Source organism: Rhizobium sp. SG_E_25_P2 (genome assembly GCF_029892285.1).
Classification (GTDB): domain Bacteria; phylum Pseudomonadota; class Alphaproteobacteria; order Rhizobiales; family Rhizobiaceae; genus Rhizobium_E.
The window spans coordinates 28,815-43,028 of sequence record NZ_JARXVM010000017.1 but is presented as its reverse complement, the minus strand read 5'-3'; the positions used below and the strand labels follow the sequence as shown (position 1 = coordinate 43,028).

Here is a 14,214-nt window from a genome sequence, read left to right as displayed (position 1 = left end):
AAAACGGACTCACGAAGAAGGGTGAAACGACCATGAAATGCTTGCGGATCTATGCCGATCAAGACGGTGAATCGCATTTCGACGAGGTGGACATGCCGGTGACGCAAGTGCGGGTGCATCCGGACGCTGCGCCTTTCGATGTGACGGCGAGCTATCCGGCGGAGCGCGTGCGCATCGCCCGCATATCCGCAGGCATGCGCCCGGTCGAATGGCATACGGTCCCGGAGCCGGTGCTGACGGTCAGGCTGGATGGTTCGGTGGACTATGAGACGAGCGACGGCGAAATCCGCCATGTCTCCGCCGGCAGCTTCGTGCTGGTCGAGGATACGCATGGCAAAGGCCATCTGTCGCACCATTCGCAAGAGGCGCAGACGGTGATCTGGATATCCTTGCCAAACGGTCTGACCGCGCCGGGGGCGTAACGCCCCGCCCCGCTCAAATAATCAGATTGGCCACCAGTTCATTGTCGGTGATGTCCTCGAAGCCGAGGCCGGCGGCGTCGAAACGCTGCATCAAGCCGACGAAATTGTCGCGATGGCTGGTTTCGATGCCGATCAGGATCGAGCCGAAATTGCGGGCGGATTTCTTGAGATATTCGAACCGGGCGATGTCATCGTCGGGGCCGAACAGATTGAGCAGATCCTTGAGCGCGCCCGGGCGCTGCGGCAGGCGCAGGATGAAGTATTTCTTCACGCCGGAATAGCGCATCGCCCGTTCCTTGACGTCGGGCAGCCGTTCGAAATCGAAATTGCCGCCGGAGACGACGCAGACAACGGTCTTGCCGGCAAGCGCATCGGCGCCGATCTGTTCGAGCGCGGCGATCGACAGCGCGCCGGCCGGCTCCAGCACCACGCCTTCGACATTCAGCATCTCGATCATCGTGGCGCAGATGGCGTTTTCCGGCAGCAGCAGCACCTGGCGCGGATCGAAGCGTTCGAGCGCCGCGAAATTGAGGTCGCCGATGCGGGCCACCGCGGCGCCGTCGACGAAATTGTCGACCTTGGGCAGCGTCAGGATGGCGTGCGCCTCGAGACTGCGCTTAAGGCTTGGCGCGCCCGAGGGTTCGGCAAACAGAAAGGCTTCGCGCGGCAAGCGGTCACTGAGGAAACCGGTCATCCCCGCAGACAGCCCTCCTCCGCCCACCGGCATGATCACCAGGTCGGGAAGCTTGCCCTCCGGCATCTGCTCGACAATTTCGGCGCCGACGGTCGCCTGCCCCTCGATGATGTCCTCATGGTCGAAGGGCGGCACCATATAGCCGTTCGTCTCTTCGGCATGGGTGCGGGCTGCCGCGTAGCATTGGTCGAAAAAGTCGCCCACCAGCCGGATCTTGATGAACTCGCCGCCGAACATCCGGGTCTTGTCGATTTTCTGCTGCGGCGTGGTCACCGGCATGAAGACAACGCCCTGGACGCCGAAATGCCGGCAGACAAAGGCGAAGCCCTGGGCGTGATTGCCGGCCGAAGCGCAAACGAAGGTGGTGTTCCCCTCGCCGCGCGCGATGACCTTGCGGAAGAAATTGAACGCGCCGCGGATCTTGTAGGAGCGGACCGGCGACAGATCTTCGCGCTTCAGCCAGATCTCAGCGCCGAAACGGCGCGACAGATGATCGTTGAGCTGCAAGGGCGTGGCGGGAAAGAGTTCGCGCATCGCCTCGTTGGCGTTCAATACATGCTCTGGGGTCACTGGCCTGGTCCGGTTGTCTCGCGTTCGGTGTCTATGTCACGCGAATGACGCCCTGAAAAGCCGAAAAACGGCGCATCCATCAGGTTGCGCCGTTTTTCATGATTATTTTAGTTAACTTAAATCGGGTCGATGTCGCCCTTGGCCCACATCTCCTGCGTCTCGGCCATGAAATCGGCGAAACGCCCCTCCTCGATCGATTTGCGGATGCCGCTCATCAGATCCTGATAATAGCTGAGATTGTTCCAGGTCAGCAGCATGCCGCCGAGCGCCTCATTGGCGCGGACGAGATGATGCAGATAGGCGCGGGAATAATCGCGCGCCGCCGGGCAAGACGATTCTTCATCCAGCGGACGCATGTCCTCGGCGTGGCGGGCGTTGCGGATATTGACCTTGCCGCGACGGGTAAACGCGAGGCCATGGCGGCCAGACCGCGTCGGCATCACGCAATCGAACATGTCGATGCCGCGCGCCACGGATTTCAGCATATCGTCGGGCGTGCCGACGCCCATCAGGTAACGCGGCTTTTCGGTCGGCAGATGCGGATTGACCGTGTCGATCATCTCCAGCATCACATGCTGCGGTTCGCCGACTGCCAGGCCGCCGATGGCGTAACCCTTGAGATCGAGCGCTTTCAAGGCTTCGGCGCTTTTCACGCGCAATGCAGGCTGATCGCCGCCCTGGACAATGCCGAACATCGCCTTGCCGGGCTGGTTGCCGAAGGCGACCTTGCAGCGTTCCGCCCAACGCACCGACATTTCCATGGCGCGCTCGATTTCCTTGGGCTCGGCCGGCAGCGCCAGGCATTCGTCCAGCTGCATCTGGATGTCGGAATCGAGCAGGCCCTGGATTTCGATGGAGCGCTCCGGCGACATGTGATGCAGCGCGCCGTCGAGATGGCTCTTGAAGGTCACGCCCTTCTCGTCGAGTTTGCGCAGGCCCGACAGCGACATGACCTGGAAGCCGCCCGAGTCGGTGAGAATCGGATGCGGCCAGCGGATCAACTCGTGCAGGCCGCCAAGACGGCCGACGCGTTCCGGGCCGGGCCGCAGCATCAGGTGATAGGTGTTGCCGAGAATGACATCGGCGCCGGTGTCGCGCACCTGGTCGAGATACATGGCCTTGACCGTGCCCACCGTGCCCACCGGCATGAAGGCGGGGGTGCGGATCGTGCCGCGCGGCATGGTGATTTCGCCGCGCCGCGCCTTGCCGTCGGTCTTGAGAAGCGTGAACTTGAATTCGCTGTGCATCAGTCTTTCCGTGTCAAAAGGCTGGCGTCGCCATAGGAATAGAAACGATAGCCGCTGTCGATCGCATGCGCATAGGCCGCACGCATGGTCTCCAGGCCTGAAAAGGCGGAAACGAGCATGAACAGCGTCGAGCGCGGCAGATGGAAATTGGTCATCAGCCGGTCGACGATCTTGAAGCGATAACCGGGCGTGATGAAGATGTCGGTTGCGCCAGACCAGGCGGCGATGGAGCCGTCGTCTTTCGCCGCGCTTTCGAGCAGGCGAAGCGAGGTGGTGCCGACGGCAACGATGCGGCCGCCGGCGGCGCGCGCGGCGTTCAGCCGGTCGGCGGTCGTCTGATCGATATGACCGATCTCGTGATGCATCTTGTGCTCGGCAGTGTCGTCGGCCTTGACCGGCAGGAAGGTCCCTGCCCCAACGTGAAGGGTGACGAATGCGCGGCCAACGCCTTTTTTATCAAGCGCGTCAAACAGTTCGGGCGTGAAGTGAAGGCCTGCGGTCGGAGCCGCCACCGCGCCCTCTTCCCTTGCGTAAATCGTCTGGTAGTCCTTTCGGTCCTGTGCGTCCTCGTGGCGCTTGGAGGCGATATAGGGCGGCAGCGGAATATGGCCGACTGTCGCGATCGCCTCGTCCAGCGCCGGGCCCGAAAGGTCGAAGGACAGCGTCACCTCGCCCGCCTCGCCCTTTTCGGAGACGACAGCGCCGAGGCTGCCGTTCAGGCAGGTGTCGCCGCTATGGCCGAATTCGATCCTGTCGCCTTGCTTGATGCGCTTGCCCGGCCGGGCGAAGGCCTTCCAGCTTGATGGGCTGACGCGCATATGCAGTGTGGCCGAGACCGGGGCGATGTTCTCGCCGCGAATGCGGCGTCCTTCCAGCTGCGCCGGGATCACCTTGGTGTCATTGAACACCATCACGTCATCAGGGCCTAGCTGGTCGACGAGATCGCGCACGATCAGGTCCTGAAATCCGTCGCCGGAGGGATCAACGATCAGCAGGCGCGCGGCGTCGCGCGGCTCGGCCGGACGCAGGGCGATCCGCTCTTCAGGGAGCTCGAAATCAAACAGGTCTACGCGCATCTCTCTTCCAAACGAAAACCGCCCCCGCGCATAATCGCGGAGGCGGCATATGTCCATCAAAAACGAGAATCAGGCGGCGATGTCGGCCGCGACCTTCATCGAGACGATCTCGTCGGGATCGACCACGGGCTCGCCGCGCTTGATCTGATCGATAAAGTCCATACCCTCGATGACCTGGCCCCAGACCGAATACTGCTTGTTGAGCCAGGGAGCGTCGGTGAAGCAGATGAAGAACTGCGAATTGGCCGAGTTCGGGTTCTGCGAACGCGCCATCGAGCAGGTGCCGCGGATATGGCTGATCGCCGAGAATTCGGCCTTCAGGTCAGGCTTTTCAGAGCCGCCCATGCCGGCGCGGGCCGGATTGAAGGACGCGCCGCCCTTTTTGCCGAACTTCACGTCGCCGGTCTGGGCCATGAAATCGGTGATGACGCGGTGGAAGACCACGCCGTCATAGGCGCCTTCGCGGGCCAGTTCCTTGATGCGGGCGACATGGCCCGGGGCCACTTCCGGCAGAAGCTGGATGACCACCTTGCCCTTGGTGGTTTCCATCACGATGGTGTTTTCCGGATCCTTGATCTCGGCCATGGGTTTTCTCCTTGTTGAATTCTTACTGACCGACGGTGACCTTGATCATCCGGTCGGGATCGGTGACCGAGCCATTGTTGGCGTCGTCGCCGCGCTTGATCTTGTCGATATTCTCCATGCCGCTGACCACCTTGCCGACCACGGTGTACTGGCCGTTCAGGAAGTCGCCGGGCGCGAACATGATGAAGAATTGCGAATTGGCGGAATTGGGGTCCTGCGACCGCGCCATGCCAACTGTGCCGCGCTCGAACGGAACATTCGAAAATTCCGCCGGAATATCCGGCAGGTCCGAACCGCCCATGCCGGCGCGCTGCGCATCGAAGTTCTTGGTCGTGTTGCCGTATTGCACGTCGCCGGTCTGGGCCATGAAGCCTTCGATCACGCGGTGGAAGGCGACATTGTCATAAGCGCCCTTCAGCGCCAGCGTCTTGATCTGCTCGACATGCTTCGGCGCAACGTCCGGCATCAGCTGGATGACCACGGGGCCGTCCTTGAGCTGGATTGTCAATTCGTTCGGATTGGCGCTGGCTGCGCCGGCGAGGCCGAGGGCGAGCACGAGGCCGGCGGCGAGGGTCTTGAAGAGGTTCATGAGGTCTCCCTGTTCATGCTGGTGTTCAGATCGCTCAGGACGCGCGCCGCGCCTGTAGCGCCGTCAGGACGGGCTTGGGCACGAAGGCGCTGACATCGCCGCCCATCGCCGCGATCTGGCGGACCAATGTGGCGGTAATCGGTCTGGTCGTCGCGCCCGCCGGAAGAAATACCGTCTGGATGTCGGTGGCCATCTGCCTGTTCATGCCCGCCATCTGCATTTCATAGTCGAGATCGGTGCCGTCCCGCAAACCCCGGATCAGCATTTTGGTTCCGTGGCTCCGGGCAGCGTCAACGACCAGATTGTCGAAAGCGACAACGTCGATATCGTCGAGCCGTTCCGGAAGAGTCTCCGTCAGAGACTGACGGATCAACGCGGCGCGCTCCTCGAAGGAGAACATCGGCGTCTTGCCGGGATGCACGCCTATACCGATTACCACCCGCGGCGCGATGGAAAGCGCCTGGATCAAAACGTCCAGATGGCCGTTTGTCATCGGGTCGAAAGAGCCGGGATAGAAGGCTGTGATCATGTCGCCACCCAGGAGAATACGGGCCGCCTTTTGTCATGGAACTCCGGGTGGCGCAACCGGTTTCCGGCCAATTGACGAAACTGAACGCTGGATGAACGACCTATTCAGGCCGATTTCAGGGTGCGCATGGTTATATCGTCTCAAGTTCGGAGCGACGCCAAACCAATAACAAGCGCCCTCCCTGGAAACAGAAGCCGCGCCGGCCTCTCAAGATCGAGATGTCAGGCGCAGACCGACACGAAAGGACGACGACGATGATGTACCTGACACTGGCGTTGATGGCCGCCGTAATCGCGATCATGTTCCTGGCGACTGCGGTCTCGTCGGTCATCAATGCGGTGCGTGAAGAACACGCCACCCGCGCCGCTTTGTCCCGCCGCGCGGTCTTCTGATCCTGAATTTCTGACCTCCTCCCCCGCAAAGCCGGTGTTGCCCCTGCGCCGCGCTTGCATTCCCAGAAGACCGGACGGTCCCCTGCCCGTCCGGTCTTCTGCGTTTCTGCGATCAAGCCATGTCATGACGACAAAGCGATGCAGCCGCCAGCGCGTTCGGGCAGGACGAGCAGCGCGCCGCGCGCGTAAAGCTGCCGCGCCGCCCGGGCGTCGACGCCTTCCAGCCGCGCCTGCCCGCCGTCCCAATCCAGCATCTCGACGCCCTCGGGCAAATCTGTCGGCTGAAGTCCGCCGATCAGCACGCGCACCGTCTGTGGTGGAGCAAAACTCACCAGCGTGAGCGGCTGGACCGCGATCGCGGCCATCCCGATAGCGCCGAGCCAGGCGGCGTTGCCGAAAGCGCGCGAAAGTCCGACTCTAGTAGTCAAACACATGCTCCACCCCACGTCCCGCCGCAGCCGGATAGGCGGAAAACAGCGTCCCGAGATCGGCGGTTTTCAGCGTCGCCAGCACGCGGTCTCCCTCGAAGCCGTCGCGGTTGACGCGTGCGATCTCCGAGCCTGGACCGGCATAGACCTCGCCTGGCGCCAGAAGCACGCTTGCCATGATGTCGTCATTGCCGGCGATCTCGACAAAGCGTCCGCCCTTGGCGGCGACCGCGGCGATGATTTTCGTGAAGGCGTCGTAACGGTCCGTTTCGATGATGGCGCCGGCGGGAGTTTCCTCGACGAGCTTGACGCCGGCAAGACCGGCAAGATCCGTCGAAGGCAAGTCGCTGACCAGGGACCGGATGATGAGTTTGGCCTCCCCGGTCGCAGCCACGCCGGCGGCGATGGCCTGGGCGTAAGCGATCTTGGCGCTCCATTCGCCGCCGAGCGCCAGCCTGCGCTCCAAGCCGCGCAGCGTATCGGTGTCGGGCGCTGCGTCGAGTGTCGAGCGCCAGACGGCGAAATCATATTTGTACCAGGGCGTCTGGCGCAGAAAGGCGGCGTAATCGATCGCCATGTCGCGGGCAATGAGATCCTGAGGCGTCTTGTCCTCGCCCCTGACAGCGGCGAACAGCCGTCCGATTGTCTCCTCATACCCCGCCTTCATCAGCATTTCCAAGGTGAAGCTGACGCCGATCGTATGCACCATCAGCCGCGTTTCACCATCTGCGCCGCCATGGGCGTCGGCATGGCGCATCATCTGGCAGGTGGAGGACCAGAAGCCGGCAATCGATTTCAGGTAGCCGAATGAATATTCATCTGACGTCTTCAGCGTTTCCGCCAGCCCGTCATAGGCATAGACGATGTGCCATTCCGGATAGGTCAGATATGTATTGGCCTCGGCGCGCCAGAAGGCGGGATCGGCCATCTTCGGATCCGACCGCGCCGCACCGATTTTTCCCCGGCAAAAGGTTTCGACATAGCCGACCGGCGCAAGAAGCAGGATCACGGCGACAACTATCGCGCCGAGCAGGCCAGCCAACCATTTCAGCGCCTTGCGCATCATTTTGCATCCCTTGCAAAGGCGATGCTCGTGGCGATCGCCGCGCCGCCCAACGTCAGATGCGGCAGATTGGCGAGGATCTTGAAGGTGAGAGGCAGATCCTGGACGCCATAATGCAGGATGCCGAGATCGAGATAACCGGAGCCGGTGGCAAGGCCGAGCGCGCCATCGGCGAAATAGAGTATGCCGAAACTGCGCAGGAAGAATTTCGAGGCGCGGGCGCCCGCCAGCGCCGCGCCGCCGGCCCACAAGGCGGACGCCAGATGCAGCGCGTCATCATAGATGTCGAGGGCGAAGATCCCGAACACCCGACCGTCCGGCGTGGGGATGAACGGCAGATAGTTTAGCAGCGCCACCGCAAGCAGGATGAGGAAATAGCAAAGCGACGTCAGTCTCAGGCGGTTCATGGCGTCCTCACAATTTGCTGAAGTAACGATCCCACATCAGATTGCGGAAGATCAGTTTCGGATCAAGCTTGCGCTTGAACGCGACGAAATCGGCAATGCCAGGATAGGAGCGCTTCAACTGGTCCAGTGAGGCATGCGGCCGGTAAGGCAGATAATAGGAGCCGCCAATGTCCAGCACGCGTTCGATCAGCGCATGCGTCATGCGGCGCATGTCTTCCTCTCCCCGCAGGCTCATTTCCTGCGAGAACAGCATGACGGAGGCGATGCGCGGTTCCGGAGCGTAAGCCAGCACGCTTTCGGTGTCGGCCCCGACATAGCGGACCGTGACGTTGAGGAGTTGCTGATAGGAGGCGGGGATCACGGCGCGGCAAGCCTCGACAAAATCGGCGAAGCGATCCGGCGGCACGAAATATTCGTGCAGGATGTCGGTGCGAGTCGGATCACCGTCGTCGAGGGTGATCACCGGTTCGTTCATCAGGTTGTTGCGTGTCGTGATCCCGGTGAAGGATGGCCCGAGCGTCTTTTCTGTCCACCAGCGGAACTCTTTCGACAATTCCGACTCTGTCTGCATACGGAAAATGTCGGCCGAGACCATGCTGACCAGGCCTGATCCCTCCACGGTTGGCAGGTCGCCCTGATCTTCGGTCGGACGGAAGGTGATCAACAGGCCGTCGTTGAAAAAATTGTCGAGCGAGACGTCGAGGCGTCCATACGCCATTTCGATCGAGCGGTCGGCGGCGAGCGTATCAGCGAAGCGTTGCCCCAGCTGCCGTCCTTCGACGGGATCGAAACGCGGCTCGAGCCGCATATTCGAAACCATCTCCAGTTCGAGTTCGAGAATGACGCCGAACAATCCATATCCGCCCATGGCGTGGCGGAAGACGTCGGCGTTCTCTGTCCTCGAGCAGGTCCGGATCACGCCGTCCGGAAACATCATCTTCATCGAGCGCACCGACGAACCGCATCCAGGATAGGCCACCGGCCAGCCATGCGCATTGACGGAGAAGGTGCTGGCGACGCCGAAATCATTGTTCGACTGCATGATCTTCGGGGAGAAGCCGATCTTGTCGAGTTCCTTAATCACCGTCTGCCAGCGTGTTCCCGCGCCGACGCGATAGGTGCGCGCGCCCACATTCGGCTCGATCCAGCTTTGAACCAGCGACACCGCAACGCCCTTGTCCGGAATGCTCTGCCCGCCCATGGAATGACGCGCTGTGCTGGCGATCAACGGATGATTTTGCTCGCCGGCCGATCGGATCATTCCGCGAAGCTGATGGATAAACGCGCCCTCGACGCGGGCGTTCAGCAAGACGAGATTCTTGATCTCCGTCGGCTCAAGCTGACTGGCGTCGTTGAGGATATTGCCTTTGGCGGACACGAAACTGTCAAAGACCGGGAAGGCCGGACCTCTTGAATTCGTCGATCCGCTTGCAAAGCGCCATAGGCCCACGCCTGCAAGCGCGGTCCCCGCGCCGATCAAGAACGCCCGCTTGGTTCCCTTTGTCATCTACAGCCCACTCCAACCGATTCGATCCGCGATGATGATCACGGAACGGTTGACTTTGAGCAAATATTCGCGTGACCGATATTCAATCCTGGCGGTATTGCCGAATGGCGTGCAGGAATGTCACCCTCTTTGCCAGTAACGCCACGGCAGATACCAGTGCATGGACGTCTTGAGTTCTTCCGGCACGGGATCGACCCCCCATGTGCCGCCTGGACCGCATCGGGCGACGCGGAAAACCGTCATGAAACCGCCCGCCCAAAGGCCATGTCGGGCGATCGCCTCATAGCCGAATTCCGAACAGGTTGGCATATGGCGGCAGGAATTGCCGATCAGGCTCGACAGCGTCAGCTGATAAAGGCGGATGAAGCCCATGCCGAACAGGCGACCGGGCGTCTTGCGAAATGGTCCTCGCCAGTTGCGACCGCGCCGGGCCGGCGGTTCGTCGTCGTCTTCACCAAGATTTTCACAATGCTGGCACATATTCCGCCTTCTTCTCACCGCCATGTGGTGACGAGCGCCGCGCAGGACAAGTCGTCACCCCGTCAGATGAGCCCGAGATTACGGTTCATCGCCGCCTGGAAATGCGCGTCCAGCGCCTGTTCGGCCTTGTCGGCGTTGCGCGCCCGGCAGGCCTCGATGATCTCGACATGCTCCTTCAATGTCCGAAGCGCCACAGGGGCCGTGAGTTTGCGGTCGAGCCGCAGCAGTCTGAGATAGTTATGCATGCGGCGATAGCTGCTGTCGATCAGCGGATTGTGGAACACGCCGATGACCGCATTGTGCAGAACCTGCTCCAACGCTTCCATCTCCACCAGTTCGGCCGGCCCCAGACCTTCGACGCCGATGGCCAACATCAGCCGCAAATGGCGTTCCAGCATGGAGCCAACCAAGCTCTCGTCACCCTGTTCGGCGAACACCCGGATGGCCGCTTTTTCCAGAATAGAGCGGAATTGATAGGTCGACCGCGTCAGTTCCAGCCCCGGCCGCACGAACTGGATGCCCGAGCGCGGATGGATGGTGAGGATGCCCTCGGCCTCCAGCACCCTGAGCGCATCGCGCAGCGGCGCGACCGGCACGTCCACAAGTTCGGATAATTCGCCCTGCGAGACGAAAGCGCCGGCCTGAACCTTGCGATCGAACAGAGCCTCCAGAATGCGGTTATAGGCAACATCGCTCAGGCGCACTGCGCCGCCATTGTCTTCGACCGGGTCTGCGGTTTTTGTCTTTCGGGCCACTTGCACGCCATCCTGTTTTGCCATATCAGATACGGCAACTGATAGATCAGTTCAACGGTTTAATCGATCAGAGATTAGTTCATGACGCTCGAAGCCTTTCGCATCACCCGATTCCAATTCGCCCGCGACCGCGTTATCGGCGATAGCCAGGTGCGGGCGGATGATGTGAATGTAGCAGCCCTGGAACTGATCTCCAAAAGCGGCGCCGTCGGTCTCGGCTTTATCCAGACCCTTTTTACGGCGCTTCCGGCCGAAGACGAGATTTTCCGCATCTTCGCCGGAGAAATCTGGCCCGCGATTGAGGGCGAGGCGGCCATTGCGCTGGTGCATCGGCAAAGCCGGCCGCGCGGCGGGAATCAGCGCGCCTTCACCCTGCCCTTCCACGAAGCGCTTCAGGTGGCGTTGTGGGATCTGGCCGCCAAGGAAGCCGGTCTGCCGCTTCATCGTCTGCTCGGCGGCCGCCGCGAGCGGGTGAAGGCCTATGCCAGCGGGCTGGATTTTCACCTTGCGGACGACCAGTTTCAGTCGCTCTTCGCTTACGCTTCTTCGATCGGCTACCGCGCCTTCAAGATCAAGGTCGGCCACGCCGATTTCGATCGTGACCTCCATCGCCTCAAACTTCTGAAGGCCGTCATTCCGGCCGGATCGGAGATCATGGTCGACGCCAACGAGGCCTGGAGCGCCAAGGAAGCCTTGATGAAGATCGAGCGGATACAGAAGGAAGGCCACGATCTGCTCTGGGTCGAGGACCCAATCCTCCGCAGCGATTTCGATGGTCTCAGGCTGCTGCGCAGGTCTGCGTCGCGCACCCAGATCAACACCGGCGAATATCTTGATCTCACCGGCAAGCGGCTGCTTCTGGAAGCGGAAGCAGCCGACATGATCAATGTCCATGGCCAGGTGGGCGATGTGATGAAGATCGGTTGGCTCGCGGCCGAAAAGGCGGTGCCGGTCAGTCTCGGCAACACCTTCCTGGAGGTCGGCGTGCATATGGCCTGCGCCCTGCCAGAGGTCGAATGGCTCGAATATTCGTTCCAGAATTTCGATCATCTGGTCGATGAGCCCATTCGCATAAAAGACGGCTGGGCCTATGCGCCGGAAAGGCCCGGCCATGGCCTCGTCTTGTCCGAGACGGCCCGGCGCGACTGGGCGCGGCCCCATCTGCTCGCACGCGAAGATCTCGGCGCTGCGCCGAAAAACACCAGGCTGCCCACTTAATTCTATTGACTGCATGCCGGCGCGGGAGGCGCGGCATTTTCCTTGGGAGGAACTCGACATGATGAAGACAATGCAGGCGCTTCTAATGGGCGCGTCGATGGCGGTGATCGCCGGCCAGGCGCTCTCGGCCGAACTGACGGTGTGGGATTGGAAATCTGGCGATCCGGCCACCGCGAGCTTTTACCAGAAGGCCAAGGAACTGTTCGAGGCCAAGCATCCGGACGTGACCATCAACTACGTGATGCAGCCCAACGACCAGTATTACACGCTGCTCGGCACGGCCCTGTCCTCGAATTCCGGCCCCGACCTCTTCCTGATGAATGGCGGCGCGCAGGCCAAGGCGCGGTTCCCCGCATTGGTGAAGCTCGATGATAGGGTCGACGACATAAAGGACGACCTGGTCGGCTGGGAAGAATTTTCCGACAAGAGCGGGGCCTACGCCATCCCTCTCTCCATCCAGGGCTTCGTGGTCTATTACAACAAGAAACTCTATCAGGACGCCGGCCTTGATCCGGCCAATCCGCCCAAGACCTGGGCCGACCTTTCCAAGATGTGCGAGGCCATCAAGACCAAGGGCGCGGTCCCCTGCTTCGCCATGGGCAACAAGGAAGGTTTTGGCATCGAATTCTGGTTCTCGGCGCTCGCCGCCACCCAATGGACCGCTGACGAACAGGCGGAATTTTCGGCGGGCAAGCTGAAATGGTCGAGCGCTCCAGTGAAATCCATCCTGCAGGCCTGGGTGGACGCCAACAAGGCCGGCTGGTTCCCGCAGGGCGCCAATTCCACCGCCAAATTCATGGACGAATATGAAGGCTTCATGCGCGGCGAGGCTGCCAACACCATCGGCCTGATTTCCGACGTCGCCCATTGGAAGCAGTTCGACGAATTCCTCGGCGCCGACAATGACGGCGTCTACGCCATGCCGTCGCCCAATGTCGCCTCCGACAAGAAGGAAGGCGAGCCGAAATTCCCGCTGGCGGGAGGCATCGGTTACGGCGTCAACAAGGCGTCCGCCAATGTCGATCTCGCCGTGGAGTTCGCCAAGGTTCTGGCCTCGCCCGAACCCGCGCAGATCTTCTTCAACGACGCCGGCGCGATTTCCTCCAACACCAAGGTGGACACTGCGGTGATCCAGAGCCCGGCCGGCATCTCCATCCTGGGCATGATGGGTTCTTCTGGCGCTCCCATGGCGCATGCCAATGCGACCGCCAAGGAGCTCGAGGAAATCCATCGCCTGAGCCAGCTGCTGCTCAACGGCGAGACGACGGTGGATGAAGCCGCCGCCAAGATGGACGCCGTCCAGGCCGACGCGCACAAGTAAACAGGAAACCTCGCGCCGGGGAACAACCCCGGCGTCGGCATTGCAAGGGATGACACGCGTGGGCAGCGCCACAGAAAAACGCATCGCTTATCTGTTCATCGCGCCGGCAATTCTGCTGGTCGCGGTGTTCAGGATATTTCCGTTGATCTCTGGCTTCGTCCTGTCGTTCTTCGACACCGACGGAATGTCGACATTCACCTTTGTCGGCTTCGACAATTATGTCGCCCTCGCCTCTGACGACGCCTTTCGCGACAGCGTCGAAAACACGCTGATCCTGATCGCCACCCTCCCGGTCTGGGTGGCGTTGCCGATGGTTCTCGCCATTCTCATCCATCAGGGCGTGCCGGGCGGCCGTTTCTTCCGCGCCGTCTATTTCCTGCCCGCCGTGCTCTCCTCCGTCATCGTCGGCTCGATCTTCAACATGGTGCTGCGTTACGACGGCAGCCTCAACGCCATGTTGAAAGCCATAGGCCTCATCCCGGTCGATTGGCTCGGCTCGGGCTGGACGGCGCTGTTCTGCCTGTTTGCGGTGCAGCTCTGGTCGACCTTCGGCATGAGCCTGCTGATCTTCATGGCGGGTCTCTCCACCGTGCCGAAGGAACTGGTTGAAGCTGCGCGGCTCGACGGCGCCAAGCCGCTGCAGGTCTGGATTCACGTCATCATCCCGGCGCTGAAGCCGATCATCGAATTCGTCGGCGTTGTCACCACCATCGGCGCGCTGACCTCGATGTTCGGTCTCATCTATGTGCTGACCGCAGGCGGCCCGGGCACATCGACGGCGCTGCCGGAATTCCTGATCTGGCTGGAACAGGGCAAGATGAACCGTCCAGGTTACGCGGCGGCGATCTCCATGCTGCTGTTTTCGCTGATGGCGGGCCTCGCTTACATCCAGATCAAGATCATGTCCAAGAACGCCAATCTCTGAGGATCG

The 14,214-nt window shown here is 61.5% G+C and carries 17 protein-coding genes; 5 read left to right on the top strand and 12 right to left on the bottom strand.

Annotated features, from left to right (window positions below):
• The first annotated feature begins 32 nt into the window (after positions 1–32).
• Positions 33–422 (top strand): hypothetical protein, encoded by a 390-nt coding sequence (locus M2360_RS20780; protein WP_280777273.1) that lies wholly within the window; start codon positions 33–35, stop codon positions 420–422.
• A 13-nt stretch (positions 423–435) separates the two neighbouring features.
• Here M2360_RS20780 and ilvA read toward each other — a convergent pair whose 3' ends face one another.
• From ilvA to coaD, 6 genes are all read right to left on the bottom strand, one after another.
• The gene (ilvA, locus tag M2360_RS20775; protein WP_280777271.1) at positions 436–1,686 is read right to left on the bottom strand and encodes a threonine ammonia-lyase; all 1,251 of its coding nucleotides are present in this window, start codon (positions 1,684–1,686) and stop codon (positions 436–438) included.
• Between the two features lie 116 nt (positions 1,687–1,802).
• Complete coding sequence (tgt, locus tag M2360_RS20770) at positions 1,803–2,933, bottom strand: tRNA guanosine(34) transglycosylase Tgt (RefSeq protein ID WP_280777270.1); 1,131 nt, start codon at positions 2,931–2,933, stop codon at positions 1,803–1,805.
• A complete protein-coding gene (gene queA, locus M2360_RS20765) occupies positions 2,933–4,009 on the bottom strand; it encodes a tRNA preQ1(34) S-adenosylmethionine ribosyltransferase-isomerase QueA (RefSeq protein ID WP_280777269.1) in 1,077 nt (358 codons plus the stop codon). Before queA ends, tgt begins: the two co-directional genes overlap by 1 nt.
• Before the next feature lie 69 nt (positions 4,010–4,078).
• Entirely contained in the window at positions 4,079–4,594 is a 516-nt protein-coding gene (locus tag M2360_RS20760; RefSeq protein ID WP_280777267.1) for a peptidylprolyl isomerase, read from the bottom strand.
• A 22-nt stretch (positions 4,595–4,616) separates the two neighbouring features.
• Positions 4,617–5,183 (bottom strand): peptidylprolyl isomerase, encoded by a 567-nt coding sequence (locus tag M2360_RS20755; RefSeq protein WP_280777266.1) that lies wholly within the window; start codon positions 5,181–5,183, stop codon positions 4,617–4,619.
• Between the two features lie 34 nt (positions 5,184–5,217).
• Entirely contained in the window at positions 5,218–5,712 is a 495-nt protein-coding gene (gene coaD, locus M2360_RS20750; RefSeq protein ID WP_280777264.1) for a pantetheine-phosphate adenylyltransferase, read from the bottom strand.
• A 254-nt stretch (positions 5,713–5,966) separates the two neighbouring features.
• On the opposite strand from coaD, the gene M2360_RS20745 reads away from it, so the two are divergent.
• The gene (locus M2360_RS20745) at positions 5,967–6,104 is read left to right on the top strand and encodes a hypothetical protein (protein WP_280777262.1); all 138 of its coding nucleotides are present in this window, start codon (positions 5,967–5,969) and stop codon (positions 6,102–6,104) included.
• Between the two features lie 122 nt (positions 6,105–6,226).
• Here the strand turns inward: M2360_RS20745 and M2360_RS20740 are convergent, their stop codons facing one another.
• From M2360_RS20740 to M2360_RS20715, 6 genes are all read right to left on the bottom strand, one after another.
• Complete coding sequence (locus tag M2360_RS20740; protein WP_280777261.1) at positions 6,227–6,532, bottom strand: hypothetical protein; 306 nt, start codon at positions 6,530–6,532, stop codon at positions 6,227–6,229.
• Complete coding sequence (locus M2360_RS20735; RefSeq protein ID WP_280777260.1) at positions 6,522–7,598, bottom strand: hypothetical protein; 1,077 nt, start codon at positions 7,596–7,598, stop codon at positions 6,522–6,524. The genes M2360_RS20740 and M2360_RS20735 overlap by 11 nt, the downstream gene beginning before the upstream one ends.
• Positions 7,595–8,002, bottom strand: coding sequence for a hypothetical protein (locus tag M2360_RS20730; protein WP_280777258.1), 408 nt, complete (start codon positions 8,000–8,002; stop codon positions 7,595–7,597). The genes M2360_RS20735 and M2360_RS20730 overlap by 4 nt, the downstream gene beginning before the upstream one ends.
• Positions 8,003–8,009: 7 nt before the next feature.
• Positions 8,010–9,509: an FAD-binding oxidoreductase gene (locus tag M2360_RS20725; protein WP_280777257.1), complete on the bottom strand. Its 1,500-nt coding sequence runs from the start codon at positions 9,507–9,509 to the stop codon at positions 8,010–8,012.
• A 120-nt stretch (positions 9,510–9,629) separates the two neighbouring features.
• The gene (gene yidD / locus M2360_RS20720; RefSeq protein ID WP_280777256.1) at positions 9,630–9,989 is read right to left on the bottom strand and encodes a membrane protein insertion efficiency factor YidD; all 360 of its coding nucleotides are present in this window, start codon (positions 9,987–9,989) and stop codon (positions 9,630–9,632) included.
• A gap of 62 nt (positions 9,990–10,051) precedes the next feature.
• Positions 10,052–10,744, bottom strand: coding sequence for a GntR family transcriptional regulator (locus tag M2360_RS20715; protein ID WP_280777255.1), 693 nt, complete (start codon positions 10,742–10,744; stop codon positions 10,052–10,054).
• An 81-nt stretch (positions 10,745–10,825) separates the two neighbouring features.
• On the opposite strand from M2360_RS20715, the gene M2360_RS20710 reads away from it, so the two are divergent.
• The 3 genes from M2360_RS20710 to M2360_RS20700 are packed head-to-tail and all read left to right on the top strand — an operon-like array spanning position 10,826 to position 14,208.
• On the top strand, positions 10,826–11,962 hold the full coding sequence (locus M2360_RS20710) for a mandelate racemase/muconate lactonizing enzyme family protein (protein ID WP_280777254.1): 1,137 nt from the start codon (positions 10,826–10,828) through the stop codon (positions 11,960–11,962).
• A gap of 58 nt (positions 11,963–12,020) precedes the next feature.
• Entirely contained in the window at positions 12,021–13,283 is a 1,263-nt protein-coding gene (locus M2360_RS20705) for an extracellular solute-binding protein (protein ID WP_280777253.1), read from the top strand.
• 49 nt (positions 13,284–13,332) lie between these two features.
• The gene (locus tag M2360_RS20700; protein ID WP_280777252.1) at positions 13,333–14,208 is read left to right on the top strand and encodes a sugar ABC transporter permease; all 876 of its coding nucleotides are present in this window, start codon (positions 13,333–13,335) and stop codon (positions 14,206–14,208) included.
• Positions 14,209–14,214 lie beyond the last annotated feature (6 nt).

Bases quoted from the DNA above. Each gene is read 5' to 3' on its own strand.
- M2360_RS20780 (WP_280777273.1), top strand. From the start codon at position 33: ATGAAATGCTTGCGGATCTATGCCGATCAAGACGGTGAATCGCATTTC.
- tgt (WP_280777270.1), bottom strand. From the start codon at position 2,933: ATGCACAGCGAATTCAAGTTCACGCTTCTCAAGACCGACGGCAAGGCG.
- queA (WP_280777269.1), bottom strand. From the start codon at position 4,009: ATGCGCGTAGACCTGTTTGATTTCGAGCTCCCTGAAGAGCGGATCGCC.
- M2360_RS20760 (WP_280777267.1), bottom strand. From the start codon at position 4,594: ATGGCCGAGATCAAGGATCCGGAAAACACCATCGTGATGGAAACCACC.
- M2360_RS20755 (WP_280777266.1), bottom strand. From the start codon at position 5,183: ATGAACCTCTTCAAGACCCTCGCCGCCGGCCTCGTGCTCGCCCTCGGC.
- coaD (WP_280777264.1), bottom strand. From the start codon at position 5,712: ATGATCACAGCCTTCTATCCCGGCTCTTTCGACCCGATGACAAACGGC.
- M2360_RS20745 (WP_280777262.1), top strand. From the start codon at position 5,967: ATGATGTACCTGACACTGGCGTTGATGGCCGCCGTAATCGCGATCATG.
- M2360_RS20735 (WP_280777260.1), bottom strand. From the start codon at position 7,598: ATGATGCGCAAGGCGCTGAAATGGTTGGCTGGCCTGCTCGGCGCGATA.
- M2360_RS20730 (WP_280777258.1), bottom strand. From the start codon at position 8,002: ATGAACCGCCTGAGACTGACGTCGCTTTGCTATTTCCTCATCCTGCTT.
- M2360_RS20725 (WP_280777257.1), bottom strand. From the start codon at position 9,509: ATGACAAAGGGAACCAAGCGGGCGTTCTTGATCGGCGCGGGGACCGCG.
- yidD (WP_280777256.1), bottom strand. From the start codon at position 9,989: ATGTGCCAGCATTGTGAAAATCTTGGTGAAGACGACGACGAACCGCCG.
- M2360_RS20710 (WP_280777254.1), top strand. From the start codon at position 10,826: ATGACGCTCGAAGCCTTTCGCATCACCCGATTCCAATTCGCCCGCGAC.
- M2360_RS20705 (WP_280777253.1), top strand. From the start codon at position 12,021: ATGATGAAGACAATGCAGGCGCTTCTAATGGGCGCGTCGATGGCGGTG.
- M2360_RS20700 (WP_280777252.1), top strand. From the start codon at position 13,333: ATGACACGCGTGGGCAGCGCCACAGAAAAACGCATCGCTTATCTGTTC.